The organism is Endozoicomonas ascidiicola (assembly GCF_001646945.1).
GTDB lineage: Bacteria > Pseudomonadota > Gammaproteobacteria > Pseudomonadales > Endozoicomonadaceae > Endozoicomonas > Endozoicomonas ascidiicola.
This window is the reverse complement of sequence record NZ_LUTV01000004.1, coordinates 291,520-307,217: the sequence shown is the minus strand read 5'-3', so window position 1 is coordinate 307,217 and position 15,698 is coordinate 291,520. Positions and strand designations below refer to the sequence as shown.

At 47.0% G+C, this 15,698-nt stretch carries 12 protein-coding genes; 7 read left to right on the top strand and 5 right to left on the bottom strand.

The features are described from left to right. Positions 1-70: 70 nt before the first annotated feature. The 3 genes from AKL11_RS26455 to AKL11_RS26450 form a co-directional block, all read right to left on the bottom strand. The gene (locus AKL11_RS26455; RefSeq protein ID WP_067517692.1) at positions 71-5,470 is read right to left on the bottom strand and encodes a calcium-binding protein; all 5,400 of its coding nucleotides are present in this window, start codon (positions 5,468-5,470) and stop codon (positions 71-73) included. A 205-nt stretch (positions 5,471-5,675) separates the two neighbouring features. Then, entirely contained in the window at positions 5,676-6,341 is a 666-nt protein-coding gene (locus AKL11_RS12005; protein WP_067517690.1) for a DUF2959 domain-containing protein, read from the bottom strand. After that, complete coding sequence (locus AKL11_RS26450) at positions 6,338-6,541, bottom strand: YqaE/Pmp3 family membrane protein (RefSeq protein ID WP_067517687.1); 204 nt, start codon at positions 6,539-6,541, stop codon at positions 6,338-6,340. Before AKL11_RS26450 ends, AKL11_RS12005 begins: the two co-directional genes overlap by 4 nt. Before the next feature lie 191 nt (positions 6,542-6,732). Here AKL11_RS26450 and AKL11_RS11995 point away from each other — a divergent pair, with 191 nt between their 5' ends. Continuing rightward, a complete protein-coding gene (locus tag AKL11_RS11995) occupies positions 6,733-7,212 on the top strand; it encodes an acyltransferase family protein (RefSeq protein WP_067517685.1) in 480 nt (159 codons plus the stop codon). A gap of 76 nt (positions 7,213-7,288) precedes the next feature. Here AKL11_RS11995 and AKL11_RS11990 read toward each other — a convergent pair whose 3' ends face one another. Continuing rightward, a complete protein-coding gene (locus tag AKL11_RS11990; protein ID WP_157673530.1) occupies positions 7,289-8,614 on the bottom strand; it encodes an IS701 family transposase in 1,326 nt (441 codons plus the stop codon). Between the two features lie 277 nt (positions 8,615-8,891). Between AKL11_RS11990 and cuyB the strand changes: the two genes are divergently transcribed. The 4 genes from cuyB to pssA all read left to right on the top strand — a co-directional run bounded on the left by cuyB (position 8,892) and on the right by pssA (position 12,677). After that, on the top strand, positions 8,892-9,617 hold the full coding sequence (cuyB, locus tag AKL11_RS11985) for a cysteate racemase (protein ID WP_067517681.1): 726 nt from the start codon (positions 8,892-8,894) through the stop codon (positions 9,615-9,617). A gap of 47 nt (positions 9,618-9,664) precedes the next feature. Continuing rightward, positions 9,665-10,819 (top strand): beta-aspartyl-peptidase, encoded by a 1,155-nt coding sequence (gene iadA, locus AKL11_RS11980; RefSeq protein ID WP_067518444.1) that lies wholly within the window; start codon positions 9,665-9,667, stop codon positions 10,817-10,819. 26 nt (positions 10,820-10,845) lie between these two features. Then, complete coding sequence (locus AKL11_RS11975) at positions 10,846-11,787, top strand: LysR substrate-binding domain-containing protein (RefSeq protein WP_067517678.1); 942 nt, start codon at positions 10,846-10,848, stop codon at positions 11,785-11,787. Between the two features lie 71 nt (positions 11,788-11,858). After that, a complete protein-coding gene (gene pssA / locus AKL11_RS11970; RefSeq protein ID WP_067517676.1) occupies positions 11,859-12,677 on the top strand; it encodes a CDP-diacylglycerol--serine O-phosphatidyltransferase in 819 nt (272 codons plus the stop codon). Positions 12,678-12,738: 61 nt separating this feature from the next. Here pssA and AKL11_RS11965 read toward each other — a convergent pair whose 3' ends face one another. After that, on the bottom strand, positions 12,739-13,818 hold the full coding sequence (locus tag AKL11_RS11965; RefSeq protein WP_067517674.1) for a hypothetical protein: 1,080 nt from the start codon (positions 13,816-13,818) through the stop codon (positions 12,739-12,741). Between the two features lie 239 nt (positions 13,819-14,057). Between AKL11_RS11965 and msrP the strand changes: the two genes are divergently transcribed. Together msrP and msrQ are read left to right on the top strand one after the other, a co-directional pair. Then, positions 14,058-15,077, top strand: coding sequence for a protein-methionine-sulfoxide reductase catalytic subunit MsrP (msrP, locus tag AKL11_RS11960; protein WP_067517672.1), 1,020 nt, complete (start codon positions 14,058-14,060; stop codon positions 15,075-15,077). Between the two features lie 11 nt (positions 15,078-15,088). Continuing rightward, on the top strand, positions 15,089-15,520 hold the full coding sequence (gene msrQ, locus AKL11_RS11955; RefSeq protein ID WP_095210342.1) for a protein-methionine-sulfoxide reductase heme-binding subunit MsrQ: 432 nt from the start codon (positions 15,089-15,091) through the stop codon (positions 15,518-15,520). The last annotated feature ends 178 nt before the right edge of the window (positions 15,521-15,698 follow it).

The following is a 15,698-nucleotide window of genomic DNA, read 5'->3' as shown; positions in this document are numbered from 1 at the left end:
GGTGCGTATCGAATTGAAACCGGAAGCTTCGAATATGCCCTCCCATGCAAAGCATGGGAGCGAGGTGTGATTAGACGAAATAGATACCTATACCAGAACCGTCAACATTGGTTAGATCTACATCGTTGCCTGTATCTGTATCATTATTAAGAGTCGTCACAGTCGATAAGTTATACATAGTGCCATCGATAGTTATGGTGTCAGTACTATCTAAGTTGATTGTCAGGTCATTAGAGTCATCAGTCATTGCCTCTTTGTTGGCCGTAGATATTGTAATGTCATCTGAGGTGTTTCCATTATTTCGGAAATCAAGAGTTTCGATATTGTCAATTAAATCAGCAAAACCATCCAAATCACCCACGCCATCAAAATTGAAAGAACCGCTGGTGTCGATATTAACGGTGTCATTACCAGCCCCACCATCTATATGGCCTGATGCACCGACATCAATAAGATCCTGAAGTACATTGATGCTGGCAGATCCGCCATCAACTGTTGTGTAAGTTGAATCAACATTACTGGTCGTGAAAGTATCGTCATAATCAGAGCCAATTACTTTCTCTACTGAATACATTCCTTCCCTGTCACCCTGACCATTATTTCGAATTTTGTTCGCGCCAATATAAGTCCAATCTACTTCAATACCACCTACAGAATAATCGTTACCTGTTAAATAATCCGTACCTGACACCAAATCACTGTAATCAACGGTATCGAAACCGCCTTCACCAATGGCAGCGTTTCTATCCAGCTCATCACCACCAATAAAAGTGTCTACGCCAGTGCCACCAAAGAACGTATCATTACCTGCTCCACCTTCAAGGCGGTCATAACCATCCTGGCTGTCCGTATCAGTGGAGCCATCGTTATAACCGCCATATAGGGTGTCATCACCATCCCCTCCGTAAAGACGATCATGGCCATCACCGCCAGTCAGAGAATCGTCACCATCAAGGCCGTAAAAGGTGTTGCCATTACTATCATCACCCGTCATCGTATCGTTGTAATTACTTCCATGAATGGTCTCAATACTGGTTAAAGTTGAATTATCGCTACCATGAGCCACATTCCATGAAATTCCTGGCCTGGTAACTGTGACACCTTCAGAGCCTGAACCCGGAGTAAACCACTCAAAAGTCACAGTATCCAGGCCAGTCCAGCCATTGATTTCATCACTACCGCCCTGTCCGCTGAACGTGTCATTCCCTACGCCACCATAGAGTATATTTGCACTACTGTTACCAGTCAGTGTGTCGTCGCCATCAGTTCCAGTCAGATTCTCTATATTGCGAAGGGTGTCAGTGTATTGGTCTGAATCAATGGTGTAGGTGGCTATAAGCTCACTAGAGCTATCGGTTTCATCGCTTAGTCTTACTTCAACCCCATCGGGTACTGTGGTCATTTGGCTGAAATCAACGGTATCTCCATCACCATCAATATCGTGCGCACCACCATCGAGGATATTATTGAATGCGCCACCGATAAGAATATCGTCCCCTGTCGTGCCGATAACCCCTTCAATACTAATCCATGTGTCGCCGGTGGCTATTGCTGCGTCAGAGTCGTTGTGATCGGTTATCGTGATGCTGGAAGTACTGTCCATCTTGAAGGTGTAGCCATTATCCAGATAGGAGTAGTCCGCTACATCCGCACCTTCGCCGCCATTTAGAGTGTCTGTACCTGCGCCAGCCTGAAGAGTGTCGTCACCATCACCGCCACCCAGTGTATCATCACCGTCACCGCCTCGAAGAATGTCATCACCGGCATTACCCTGGAGATCATTTGCAATAGCGCTACCGATAATAGTGTCATTATTGGCTGTACCAATAATATTTTCTATTCCGTACAGCGTATCTTTTTCCTCTCCTGAATCACCAGTGCGGTTATTATCGTTATCATCAAAAACAGTATTGGCGCTTAGATCAGCAACAATGGTTGTTCCATATTCACTGTAATCAACTACGTCACCAGTACTATCATCGATGGAGGCATCTCCGCCATAGTAAGTATTACTGCCCGCGCTAGCTATGAATGTATCGTCACCTCCATCGCCATAAACTCTATCGGTTCCATCGCCGCCATTTAGCGTATCTGCTCCACCGGCACCTGAGAGGACATTGTCTTCATCGTTACCGGTTAACGAGTCGTCGTAATCACTACCGGTAAGGTTTTCAATATTTGAGAAAGTATCACTTGAGGCATTGCCGTCAAATGTGTACGAAGAAGTACCAAAGTTTAGATTTGCAGTTACGCCAGTAGTAATTTCAGTGCGATTAAAGCTGACGGTGTCTGTTCCATCACCCCCATCAAAATCATTATTCTGACTGTTGCCACTGAAAGTGTCGTCGTGTCGAGAGCCAATGATTTGTTCGATATTGGTTAACTCATCACGGCTTCCTGTTCCATCATTCAATACTTCGGTTGTCGCATCATTGAGTTGTATCACAACACCTGTATCGCCTACTTCTAAGGCAGAGTAATCAGCGGTATCAATACCAGTTCCGCCATCCATGCTGTCAGCACCGGCACCACCGATAAGGGTATCATTTTCACTGCCGCCATTGATGGTATCGTCGCCAGCGCCACCAGAAAGAGTGTCTTCCCCGGTATCACCGAGTAAGGTGTCATTTCCTGCCATACCATTAATTATGTCATTACCGGCTTGGCCGCTCAGGATGTTATTGAGGTTATTACCTGTCAGGTTGTCAGCTACTCTTGAACCAGTCAGGTTTTCAATATCTATTAATGTGTCGGAACTTCCGGTATGGCTTGCGGTTCCGCCTGTGCTGAGACCACCATTAGTGCTATCAGCTAGTTCTGCAGTAACGCTGACATTCAGATCGCTGTAATCAGCCGTATCATTGCCGTCACCGCCATCAAGCTCATCGGTACCATTGGTGCCTATCAGTCGGTCATCACCATCAGCACCTTCAAGAACGTTGTTACCACTGCTGCCCGTTAAGGTGTCATTCAGGCTACTACCGGTTAGGTTTTCAATTTCAGTGAAGGTGTCGGTAACCGTTGCTTCAGTGCCCGCATTATCATATCGGTATGAAGCCTGGCCAGTGGTCAGACTGGCGGTAACGCCTTGATCTCCATCAGTAGAAGAGTCGCTATCTACAATATTGGTGTTGTCGAAAATAATAGTGTCGTCACCACCATTTCCTTCAAACTCATTACTGCTGGAGGTGACACGGAAGGTATCATCATTATTGGAGCCAATAAAATTCTCGATAGAAATGAGTGTATCGGTATTACTGGAGTCATCTACTACAGAGAGATTTGTGCCACTGTATCGAACTTCGATGCCGTTGGTCTGGCCAGAGTAGTCCGCAGCATCGTGGCCTTCGCCACCGTTAAGTGTGTCAGTGCCACTACCCCCGATTAAAGTGTCATTACCTGCGCCACCGTTAAGAATATCATCTCCCGCAGCCCCTGAGATGCGATCGTCACCATCTAAACCGGTAAGAGTATTAGCTGAGCCGTTACCAGTAATAGTGTCGTCAAGGTTGGTTCCGGTGAGGTTTTCGATATTGAGTAGTGTATCGTCAGCCCGGCCTCCAATGGTGACTGAACCGTCCAATGTAGCTACCAGCTGCTCATTTTCGCCACTGTAATCAACAGTGTCACCTGTGCCACCCTGACCATCAAGAATGTCTGCACCTGCTCCACCGTGGAGAGTGTCGTTTCCTTCGCCGCCATAAAGCTTATCGTCGCCATCACCGCCTCTCAAAACATTGTCTTGATTATCTCCCGTAATGTCATCGTCGAATTCAGTGCCAGTAACATTTTCGATATTCGTTAGAGTGTCTGAGTCGCCATATCCATCAGTTGCAGTTCCAGTGGCTAGGTTTACAGTCACGCCGGAAGTGACATTACCATTTTCACTTCCGGAGTAATCAACAGTATCAGTTCCTGACTCACCATTGATGTCATCAATCCCTGACCCGCCTTTGATGACATCATCACCAGCACCGGCATTAACAGTGTCATTTCCAACACCGGCATCTATAGTGTCGTTGCCATTGCCACCAGTGATGTTATCTTTGTTGTGCTGAAGGTTAAAAATAAGAATGTCTTTACCTTCATCGTTTTGCTCCTGAATCGTGTCATTGGGGTCAATAGGAGCAGCATAAGCAGGTGCGCGATACACAAAATTGTTTTCTTCCCCGCCTGCGGTGAAAGTTATATCAAAAACCAAGCCAAAATCCGGGAAGGGGAAAGAACCACCGCCGGTTGGATGGGTGATATAAAAACTGTTGCTGGGTATATCCCAGTATGGGAGGTTGACACTGTCATCGGTGTCATCAGTAACTTCATCAGCAGCAGACGTTTCAACGTCTACAGTGCCGACATCACCTTCTGTTATTAGCCATACTTCCCAGCCATCAGGAAGTCCATAAAGCTTAATAGACGTGTCTGCTGCTGAGGTGTTACTAGCTACGCCATTAAAATCCACATCGATTCTGCGAGTGATTGAATTTTCAGAAAAAAAGCGAGGGTTGTCTGCAACAATAGTTGCAGGATCAGCCCCTGTGTGTGTTATCTGCTCATCAGCTAGTTGAGTTGCAAGAGAGTCGTCACTTATTGATGCTGAAGAGCCGCCACCACCACTATAGTTGTCACCGTTGACAGATTTTCCAATATTCAGGAGTTTGATAGAAAAGTTACCAAAAGTAGGAGCTGGTGTTTCAGTATCTTCTGGTAATCCCTCAAACGGGTCTTCAGGTGGTTGTACTGTTGGTTTAACGGCATTTTCAATATCTACTTGTTCGCTGGTAACGTTGCCCTCCTGATTATCTGTGTTGTCGTTTTTTTCATCTTCTTTAGCGCTCTCTGCAGCCTCCTCCAGCTCCTTCTTCAGCTTGGAAGACACTTTTGATTGCTTCTGAGAGTCCATCTCTTCCTTAAGCTCAGCCATAGCTTCAGAGAACTCATCACTGAACGTTGGTTCACTCTCTGTATTTTGTTCGGCATCTGATTGCGCCGGTGCACTTTCCGCCTTTTCCTGGGCGTTTTGCTTGGCATTTTCATCAGGGTTATCAGGCTGCTGCTCTGAACTCTGTGAACGGTAAGTCGATTGCTCCTGAGACTCAGAATCCATTGTGATGGCCCGGTCTTTATCGGGCATCAAATGTTCGACTTCTGCGGATTCCTGATAATTAGCCTGGGCAATGAACTGATCGCCGGTGATGACTTCACCATTGGCAAATTTGATCTCTAAGGGTTGCCCGGAAGCGGTCACCATACCCGCCATCAACAGGGTTTGTTCCGATCCGTCGGGGAGTGTGATGATGAAGTCTGGCCCGCGCACCTCAAGCTTTACATCAGCTGGTGAGCCTTCAATCAGGTATTCACCGCTCGGAGCGGCCATGGTGACCGAAGATGAATCACCGGAGGATTGCGCAGAGGTATTCCGCGTTGATGAATAAGGGGTCTCGTTCGCTGTTGAACTAGAGCGATCGTCCATGACAACTCCTGAACTTCTGTCGTAACAGTAAGATGATGCTTTTCCTGAACGGCTTCTGAACCCATTACAAAAGTTCGAAATACAGGTAATAACTTATTGAAAAAGTATAGGCATCCACGAAATGAGCACCACACGGTATTCAGATTAGCGCATGGATAACGGGTATGAGCGGCAGTAAGCTGGAGGAATGTTCCTCCAGCGGTGATCAGGGCTGCTTTAAGGCTTCAATAAACTGACGGGAGTGGTTGATAGAGGTCTGCATGTCTTTGATCAAACGATCAATATCTGACTTGATGGTGTTGAATTCGCCTTTAAGCGCACTGATGGCCCGGGCATTCAGGTTGTGTTTGAGATAGAGCACCTGATCTTGAAAGGCATTTAACACAGGCTGCATCCGCTTTTCGGACTTATCGAGGCTGACTATCATGCGCTGATACTGGCGTTTGGTATCTTGCAGCTTTTGAGCACTGGCTCTACGCAGGCTGGCGCTGGTGTAGAGATCTAATTCTTCCTGCCATTCATCGAACAGAGCGTCGGATACATCTTTAACACTGGAAATCCGGCTGCCAACGTTCTCTGCGGCTGACAGGCTGTCTTCATATTCGGAGTTCAGTTGATTGTAAGCCGTCTCGAGATCGCCGCCATCGAAGTTAATAACGCTTTGGAACTGTTCAAGGGCACTTTTGAATTGTTCCTGAGCGTCTTCCTGGGCGGTTTGTGTGTCCTCAATGCGATCCACCATGATATCCCGTTTGTGGATACCGACCTTTTCCATGGCGCTGTAATAAGTGCTCTGGCAGCCAGCGGTCAGCAGAGACAAAGCCAGAATACATGCCAGCTTCCAGTTAAAGGCTGAAAATGTGATGTTCATAGGCGGTCTTTATTCTCTATGGCCTTAATGAGCTCTTCGTTACGCTTATCCGCCAGATGGGTGTGCACCACAAATAGTGCATGAACAATGCCTGGCAAAATACCCAGAATCCACAGAATAATATTCAAGATGACTTGAAAAGGTTTGCCGCACAATAAAACCGCTAAAGGCGGTAAGATGATGGCCAAAAAATAGCGCATAAAGATTACCTGTGATGTGAGGTAGGTCGAACCAGTATTCGTGCTGTAAACGTTATGCTAAATGCTTTGTGTGATCAATGACCGTAACGAACAATGCCAGAGGCTTAGCGCTGATGAATACTCACAAGCAACGGCCATTATTGTCGATAGGTTGATAGTCAGACACAAAAATAAGTGGGTGCTGCGAGAAAATGAGAATCGTCGCTTTGGATATCGTACGGTTTTTTGCCGCCCTATCGGTCGTTCTTTATCATCTTGTCTCAAGGCCAGAATCTGACGCCTATCCGTTATTATCTGAAGTAACCCAATACGGTTATTTAGGTGTGCCTCTCTTTTTTATGATCAGTGGCTTCGTTATTGTTTTCTCGGCCATGAATCGGAGCGCGATGGCGTTCGCTTTATCAAGGTTTATGCGTCTGTATCCAACGCTCTGGGTTGGTGTGGTTTTCACTGTTTTTGTTACATGTATGTTCGCAGATAATAGCTACTCATTCAGCCATGTAATGTCGAACTTAACGTTGCTTCAGAATTCCTTAGGGTTTGATGATATTGATGGTATTTACTGGACGCTAAAAGCAGAACTTAAATTTTATCTGTGTATTTTTCTGCTCATACAATTCAAACTCGACTTTAGATTTCCCATAAAACGGAAGTTTGGTCAGATTGCATAATTTCAAAATAAACAACATCGACGAACTATTTTTTCAGGCTCGCTTATATTCGGTTTTTTTGTCTGAAAGCCTTTGGTTATACGGCTTTGCCCTTATCACAAACTAACTGGTCGGTCAGCCTATCAAAATCGAACTCATATTTTTGCCAATATCGGTTCCAACCCTCGCGAATTGGGAACCGGGGAATAATTTTTGAGAGCGCAGTTCTCATCATGCCAGCGGTCGTAGTGTCCTGATCTCGCCAGGGTAAACTCGAGATACTCAGGCATGCTTGATTTTTACAGACGGTCAGCAGTTGCAATAATGCATAGGCTGCCATTTTCAAATGCATCCATCGAAGAACCGATCTCAACTTTTGCTGCCACAGGTGGCGACAGCCGAAAGCGTGTTTGAGCTGATTGAACATCGGCTCAATTGGCCATCGCTTTCTGTAGCCTCGTAGAACGTCTAATCCTTCATGCTCTATATTGGTTGAGATGAATATCCTGCTTTCGGTTAACCCTTTGTCATTTTCAAAACGGCTCCAAACGACTCGCACCTCCCGGCCTTTGAGGAATTTGGCACGACAAATCATGGTTCGATAACGTATTGTACGATGCTTGCCGTACAACCATACGATAGCCTTGTGCTCCGATAATTTCTCCACTTCATCTGCCGTCATTTTGGTGCCGTATTTTCTGGGTCGTCCTCGTTTCTTTTTGAGGAGCTCCACCGGCTGTGCATATAGGGCACGATTCCTGGGTATTTGACCAATAACCTCTATACCCATTGCWAGAGTGGGTTCTATAGTGGGTTCTATCAAGGTTGCATTCATAAACCAACAGTCAGCAACCAGACGTAGCACTCTACCCCTTACTTCTTCTCGCACCACCTTGAGCATGGCAACAGCAATTTTCAGTTTACTGGTGTTTCCTGAAGCCGGCGCTGGAAATGAGATGATTGGAATAGCGGTAAATATTTCGTCTGCCGMTCGTTCAAAAATCACGGCAAGAGAGACCCAGCACTGCCCCCAGATSTACGTCGGACGGTTACGTTTTTTACTGTGCTGATGATGGGTTCGACAAGCCGGGGCTTTATCTGAGTATCGTTCGATAACCCAATCATCAAGTGCGAGAGTGATCGGCTCATCTGTTGGGGCTTTTGARCAYACMAGTCGGATCAAACGACACGCCAARTGTTTCCATCGCCACTTACCGTGTGAGATCCAGTGATGATAGCTACTCCAGACGCATTGATAGTCGATGGACAATAGTGCCTGTGTAACAAAACCKTCCCCTGAAAGCATGCAACCAAAGAGCAGTTCGCAGAACGTTGGTACTGCAGTTGGTGATAGCGCTCTGGCTAGAAAGGTTGTATAAAAAGCGAGCTCCCGGAGGATTGTTCGATGATCTGAAGTGAGCATGGCAGCCATCTCAAACTTGGTGGTTGGGGATGGTTGCTTTTTAGCTGATTATTCGATTGCTGTTGAACTATTGTGCTTTGAGAACTCTAAAGTCGAGCACCGCTAAAGAAACACGTTTTATCATTATTTAAATAACGGCATAAAAGCAGTGATGTTATTTTACTGCTCGTTCTTCTTCATGCTGTTTTTGCATGACTCGACCATTTTAAGCATTTCACACCGGACTGCCCCGGGAAGATGATTCTCCCAAGAACAAATTTCAATCCGGAGCATAGAGATGTTGGGGATTCTTGGGGGAATGGGGCCGTTGGCCACCGTGGATTTCATGCAAAAAGTGGTGGCGCTGAGTCAGGCGGCAACGGATCAGAATCACATGCCGATTCTGGTGCATAACGTGCCGCAGATTCCAGATCGCAGTGCCTGCATTTTGCACGGCGGAGAAGATCCTTTTCCAGCACTGCTGAAAGGATTAAAGCGTCTGGAGCAGGCAGGTGCAACCTGTATTGTTATCCCCTGTAATACCGCCCATTACTGGTTTGATGCTTTGCAGGCAGAAACCTCTGTGAAGATGATCAGCATTATTGACGTCGTTTGTCGTGAAATTCTGCAGCGAGGCATTATTCAAACCGGGCTGATGGCGACTAACGCCACCGTGGCTGCCGGCCTTTATAAGAAACGCATTCGCAGCATGGGCGGGCGTTGCATTAATCCTGAAGCGCTTATCCAGCAACAGCTTATGACCTCAATTTATGACGTCAAAGCAGGCCGATTGAATCAAGGTTCGCAAGGGATGGAAGAGGTTTTCAACCATCTGGTGGGAGCCGGTGCAGAGGCCGTTATTCTCGGATGCACTGAAATCCCTATTGGCCTTGCCAAGATTGCCCGAGAGAACCCCGAGCTTTGCATCGACGCCACTGAGCTACTGGCGAAAGCCTGTGTGGATTGGTACTACACCGATCACGACAACCACTTCCAGGGCGACTTCGAACAACACGCTGCCTGATCGATATGGCTGAATTCAGGGTTCGAATGAACCTTTTGGGGGGAAAGATGTTTTTGCTGATAAAAAATGCCGAGCTGTATACGCCTGAGTATCTCGGTAAAAAAGACCTGTTGATCTGCAGTGGCAAAATTGTTGCCATCGAAGATCAGATTGATCGACTTGCAAACGTTGAATGTCGTGTTTTAAATCTGGATGGTTCAATAGTCGGCCCTGGCCTTATAGATCAGCACGTTCATCTGATTGGAGGTGGCGGCGAAGGTGGTTATGCAACACGTGTCCCTCAGTTGATGTTTTCAGATCTGGTGAAAGCAGGGTTAACCTCGGTTGTTGGTATTCTTGGTACCGACGGTATTACCCGTTCTCCCAAAGATTTATACGCGAAAGTAAAAGCTCTGGAGATTGAAGGCCTCAACGCTTTTATGCATACAGGTTCATACGAAGTGCCAACCCGAACCATCACCGGCTCAATTCGCGACGACATGGTGTATGTGGATAAAGTGCTGGGTGTGAAGGTTGCATTGGCAGACCACCGTTGTTCATTTCCATCGACTGAAGTACTGGCACAAATGGTTTCGGATATTCGCATCGGTGGCATGGTGTCTGGTAAAAAAGGCATTCTTCACATCCACATGGGCGATTTGCCCAACCCAATGGCACAGATCAATCAGCTGACGGCCATGGGGCTGCCAATTCATCACTTCTCACCAACGCACATCAATCGCAACGAAGCCATTTTTGAAGAGGCCATCGATTTTGCTAAACGGGGCGGTCATATTGATCTGACATCGGGTGGTTCATGGCTGGAAAATATTGCACCCAGAATCCGTCACGCGCTGTCCAACGGTGTTCCCCTAAGCCAAATGACCATCAGTTCCGATGGCAATGGCAGCATGCCAAAGTTTAATGAGAAAGGAGAAATGGTCGGCGTAACCGCCGCCAATGTGGATTCAAACCTGAAAAGCATTCCAAACCTGTTGGATGCTGATCTGAACATGACCAATATCTTTTCCCTCCTTTCCACGAATGTGGCAGACTCAGTCGGCCTTGCAAAGGGCAGAATAGCGGTGGGTTGTGATGCGGATTTTACGGCATTTTCCCACTCCGCACTGAGCCGGCATGATGTGGAATTAAGTCATGTGATTTCCCGAGGGCAGGTGTTGATGTCAGAAGGAGAAATATTGGTTCAGGGCACGTTTGAATAGCGTTATGCCTGGACTAAATGGCCTGAATGAATCTGGAAACCAAATGGCTGGAAGACTTTCTAGCCCTCGCGGAATTGCGTAACTTCTCTCGAGCTGCGCAGTTTCGCAACGTTACTCAACCGGCCTTCAGCCGCCGAATACGAAGCCTGGAACAATCGCTGGGTGTTGAGCTGATTGACCGTGCAACGACACCTCTTACCCTAACGCCAGAAGGCCGACTGTTTCGCACAACGGCCAGAAACCTGCTCCGGCAAATGGAAGATGGCCTTCATCAGCTTAAAGGCCAGAGTGGCTTTGGTCCGCAGCCGTTGGATTTTGCCGCGGCACATTCTCTATCCGTCACGCTTCTACCCGAGTTGATTCAAGCCATGAGTCATGAAGGGCAAATGCTGAGAAGTCGGGTAGAAAGTATTGATGTGGATTTGGCAGTAGAGGCATTGCAGGAAGGGCGCTGTGACTTTCTTCTTGCCTTTAATATAGAAGCTTTGATGCAGCCGCCATTTCTGAGCCTGTCTTTGGGGAAAACTGAGTTAAGACCTGTTTGTGCTCCCGATGCTGGTGGCCAGCCGCGGTTTCAGCTCACGCAGTCAGCCCCGATTCCAATATTGGGGTACAGCCCGGATGCCTTTATGGGGCGGCAGGTGAATGGAATACTGCGAGCGTTGGAAGACTCTCCAACATTCCAGCCGGTGATGGAATCTTCATTGACGAACTTATTAAAAGTCATGGCACTCAATGGCAGTGGTATTGCCTGGTTACCGGGCTACGCCATTGTTGATGAGTTAAGAAGTGGGCAGCTGGTGGATGTGGTCAGCCCAGAAAAGCGTGATATTTATTGGGGCGAGGTCGAGATCAAACTGTACCGCAACGACATCAGGCTGCACGCGGGCGCAGAGCAATTCTGGTCAGCACTTCGGAAAAAGTGTCAGCAAGGTTGGGTGTTAACACCGGATGAACGATTGATGTGAGACTATCCCGCAATGTTGACATTCGTGATAGAGTTTCTCGCTGATTCTGTAATTGATGAGCAGATGTACCAATGACTGAGAAAATGGAAAAGCCGGAGAGTAAAGAAGAGGCCGGCGACGGTTTTTTTCCTATCGACGAGCACGAAGAAGAAGTAATTGAAGAGGGACAGCCTATTCGGCGCAAGGGAATCTACCTGCTGCCCAACCTCTTTACTACCGGCAACCTGTTTGGTGGTTTTTACGCCATCATCGCGGCCCAGGCGGGCAACTTTGGTATGGCCTGTGTGGCCGTATTTGTTGCAATGATTCTGGATGGCCTCGATGGGCGAGTCGCCAGAATGACCAACACCATGAGCAAATTTGGCGAACAGTACGATAGCCTGGCCGATATGGTCACCTTCGGTGTTGCGCCGGCCTTGGTGGCATTTAGCTGGGCGCTCCACGATCTTGGCAAGTTTGGCTGGATGGTTGCCTTTATCTATACAGCTTGTGCTGCGCTTCGTCTTGCCCGCTTTAATGCACAGATTGAAACCACCGACAGCAACTACTTTACTGGGTTGGCCAGTCCGGCTGCAGCAGCACTGGTGATTGGTCTGGTGTGGGCATTGAGCGATTTGGGCTTTAATGGCGAATCCACCAGTGTGGCGTTATTGGCAGCATTAATTACCGGCGGTGCGGGTATTTTGATGGTGAGTAATATTCGTTACCAGAGCTTCAAGAAGATTGATCTCCGGGGGCGGGTGCACTTTATCTTCCTGCTGGCCATTGTTCTGGCGTTTGCTGTGGTCTTTATGGATCCGCCAAGAACACTATTGATGATCTTCCTCGCCTATGCCTGTTCAGGACCTGTTACTGCGATTTTCCGTTTGGGTGGAGAGCCTGGCAAGTAGTTGTAAAAAAGCCACCGGTTGGTTTCAACGGGTGGCTTTGGCAATGTAGCCAGTTTTTTACTTAGTCGAAGACGTTATCTTCATTTCCACCTTTAGTAACCACTACAAACGAAGAGCCATCACTAGCAGTACTGGCACGCCTGCTGAATGATTCTGGAGGTAGATCATAGCCCGATATAGAAGACCTGGTCGAACCCGGTATAGAAACCAGTTCAAAATCACTGGCCTCTGACGTTAGCGATTGTCGAGGCGATGCACTTGTGGTCTCACGACTGGTATCTTCTGGAACAGCAGTTGAGTCGTCGTCATTTCCTGATTTAGGCGTACGATAGTTTTTCATTATCTTTTCTAAATCTGACAATGAAGGATCAAAAGATGAGATGAGCTCATCATCTCCTCCTTCATCAGGAAGAGGGTGGTTATCTATCTCGGTTTTTAAATCAGATAATGAAAGATCAAGTTTAGCTGGAGCAGGGAAGTCATCTTCTTCCAGCGGAGATGCAGTTGGCACAACCGCTGGTTTCTTCGTAAGATCTTTCATTTCCGTGCCATAGTTTTCTGCAGCCTTGCGCTGCCTCACTGGCTTACTGAAGGAGTCGGTGAAGTTAAAGAGCAGGCCGGCTCCAATAACAGGTCCAAGAATGGTTGGGCTAAGAGCCATGAATCCTGCATTAGAGGCGTATCCTCCAATTTTCGCGGCTACTTTTGCGGCTTTGATGGAGTAATCGTTGATAGATTTGTGCTGAACTTCCTTATGTGTCAGCTTGCCATAGCATTTTTTCGCACCAACAATTACAGCACCTGCTGCGGCACCAACGGCTCGTCCTAAGGCAAAACCAACTACTTTACCGGGAAGCTTGGTGAAATAGGCGATCCCTTGAGAGAGCCTTTTTAATCCAAGCCCAATACTCTTGCCAAGCTTGGCAGCTTTAATTGAATAGCTATCGATAGATTTTGCCTTGAACTTGGTATAAAGCAAGGCATCAGAAGCATCGGCTAGTAGGGTTAATGGAGTGGCTACGACAGCACCTACAGCTCTACCGGCATAATAACCGGCATTCTCTGGTAGCTTACTGATTTGTTGCGCTACAGATTTTGCAGCATTTTGAATGGACTGACCTAGTTGGGCGGTGGCTGTCATTATGAAATTCTCCTTGAAATCATGTAATGGCATCAAAATTCATTTTTGATGCCATGATTCTTCCATGCATGGCGGGGGGGGAGCACTAACAAGAGCGTTAGAATGCATAACATTCTGTATTGAAGGCATTGTGTAAAAACGTGTACAGAAGCTTGTGACCAGAGAATGGGCTTGGCAGTATGAAATAAGAAATATAAAAAACGCCGCATTCAACAGCTTGTGGCGCATAAAGGATGTTTATGCTGCTGATAAATAAGAAAAAATCTTCGGCTCTTGGCAGTGAGATAACTCCGAAAAAGGTTTACCAAGAGCGTAGGCGTTTTATCAAGCAATCAGCCTGGTTAGCGGCTGCTGGCGCAGGGCTTGTGTTATCTGGATGCTCTCAGGAGGGGTGTGCCGTTAGTGAGCCCATTGATAAAAAAACCGATCGACCTAAGCAAGGGGTAAAAGAGCAATTACAAGCTAAGAAGGGCAAATATGGGGCAGCTGAGTCATTAACACCTTATGAAGATGTAACCACCTATAACAACTTTTATGAGTTTGGCACAGGCAAGGGCGATCCTGCGAGAAATGCGCATACCTTAATAACCGATCCTTGGAGTGTTGTGATAGAAGGTGAGGTGGCTAAACCTGGCCGCTACAATCTGGAAGACATTCTTAAGCCTCATACGATGGAAGAGCGCATCTACCGTCTGCGCTGTGTTGAAGCGTGGTCCATGGTTATTCCCTGGATAGGAATACCGCTTGCCGACATCCTGAAACAGTTTGAACCTACGTCCAGAGCTCGCTATGTAGAATTCACGACGCTTTATGATCCGGAGCAAATGTCGGGACAAAGGGCGCGGTTTGGTGCTCTTGACTGGCCTTATGTTGAAGCTCTGAGAATAGATGAAGCGATGAACCCATTAACCTTAATGGCAACAGGCTTATATGGAGAAGTGCTGCCTAATCAAAACGGTGCGCCATTCCGTTTGGTGGTGCCATGGAAATACGGCTTCAAAAGTATCAAATCCATCGTCAAAATCCGGCTGACAGAACAAAAGCCCGCAACCACGTGGGAATCATCGGCACCTCAAGAGTATGGCTTTTATGCCAATGTTAACCCCGAGGTAGACCATCCTCGCTGGAGCCAGAAAAATGAACGACGCTTGCCCGGCACTTTATTGTCGCCCAATCGAATAGAGACACACATGTTCAATGGTTATGAGGAGGAAGTCGCGCATCTATATAAAGGTATGGATCTCAGCAAATACTATTGAAGGAATTACCAATGACGATTATTGCCAAAGTCAAACTGCTGGTTTTTCCGTTAAGCTTGTACCCGCTGGTGGATTTGATCTTCAAAGCGATAAACAACAAGCTCGGGCCTGATCCAGCAACCGCACTGACCCATGGCCTGGGTGAATGGGCTCTGATCTTTTTATTGCTTTCACTGGCAGTGACGCCTGTACGACAGCTGACAGGCATAAATAAGGTAATACGATTCAGGCGAATGCTTGGCCTGTTTGCTTTATTTTATGCATCTCTACATCTAATCGCCTATCTAGCGTTCATGTTAGCTTGGCAATGGGAGACGCTCCTTGAAGATCTGTATAAGCGGTCTTACATCATTGTTGGTGCATTTGCGCTATCAATATTAATTGTATTAGGGCTGACTTCGACAAAAGGCATGATGAAAAGGCTAGGAGCCTGTCGGACTTAGAACAACTTTTGAGTATAATACCCGCAAGATCGTAAAAGACAGCCAGCCAATGAACAAATGGACTTTCAGACCCATTGACCGAGACATCCCTGACTTTTTTCCTGCCACTGTTCAGGATTATCTGCCAGAGGTGCATCTTGCTCGCTTTGTTGTAGAGGTGGTTGAGCAGCTAGACCTC

Bases quoted from the DNA above. Each gene is read 5' to 3' on its own strand.
- AKL11_RS12005 (WP_067517690.1), bottom strand. From the start codon at position 6,341: ATGAACATCACATTTTCAGCCTTTAACTGGAAGCTGGCATGTATTCTG.
- cuyB (WP_067517681.1), top strand. From the start codon at position 8,892: ATGTTGGGGATTCTTGGGGGAATGGGGCCGTTGGCCACCGTGGATTTC.
- pssA (WP_067517676.1), top strand. From the start codon at position 11,859: ATGACTGAGAAAATGGAAAAGCCGGAGAGTAAAGAAGAGGCCGGCGAC.
- AKL11_RS26450 (WP_067517687.1), bottom strand. From the start codon at position 6,541: ATGCGCTATTTTTTGGCCATCATCTTACCGCCTTTAGCGGTTTTATTG.
- msrQ (WP_095210342.1), top strand. From the start codon at position 15,089: ATGACGATTATTGCCAAAGTCAAACTGCTGGTTTTTCCGTTAAGCTTG.
- AKL11_RS11995 (WP_067517685.1), top strand. From the start codon at position 6,733: ATGAGAATCGTCGCTTTGGATATCGTACGGTTTTTTGCCGCCCTATCG.
- iadA (WP_067518444.1), top strand. From the start codon at position 9,665: ATGTTTTTGCTGATAAAAAATGCCGAGCTGTATACGCCTGAGTATCTC.
- AKL11_RS26455 (WP_067517692.1), bottom strand. From the start codon at position 5,470: ATGGACGATCGCTCTAGTTCAACAGCGAACGAGACCCCTTATTCATCA.
- AKL11_RS11965 (WP_067517674.1), bottom strand. From the start codon at position 13,818: ATGACAGCCACCGCCCAACTAGGTCAGTCCATTCAAAATGCTGCAAAA.
- AKL11_RS11975 (WP_067517678.1), top strand. From the start codon at position 10,846: ATGAATCTGGAAACCAAATGGCTGGAAGACTTTCTAGCCCTCGCGGAA.
- msrP (WP_067517672.1), top strand. From the start codon at position 14,058: ATGCTGCTGATAAATAAGAAAAAATCTTCGGCTCTTGGCAGTGAGATA.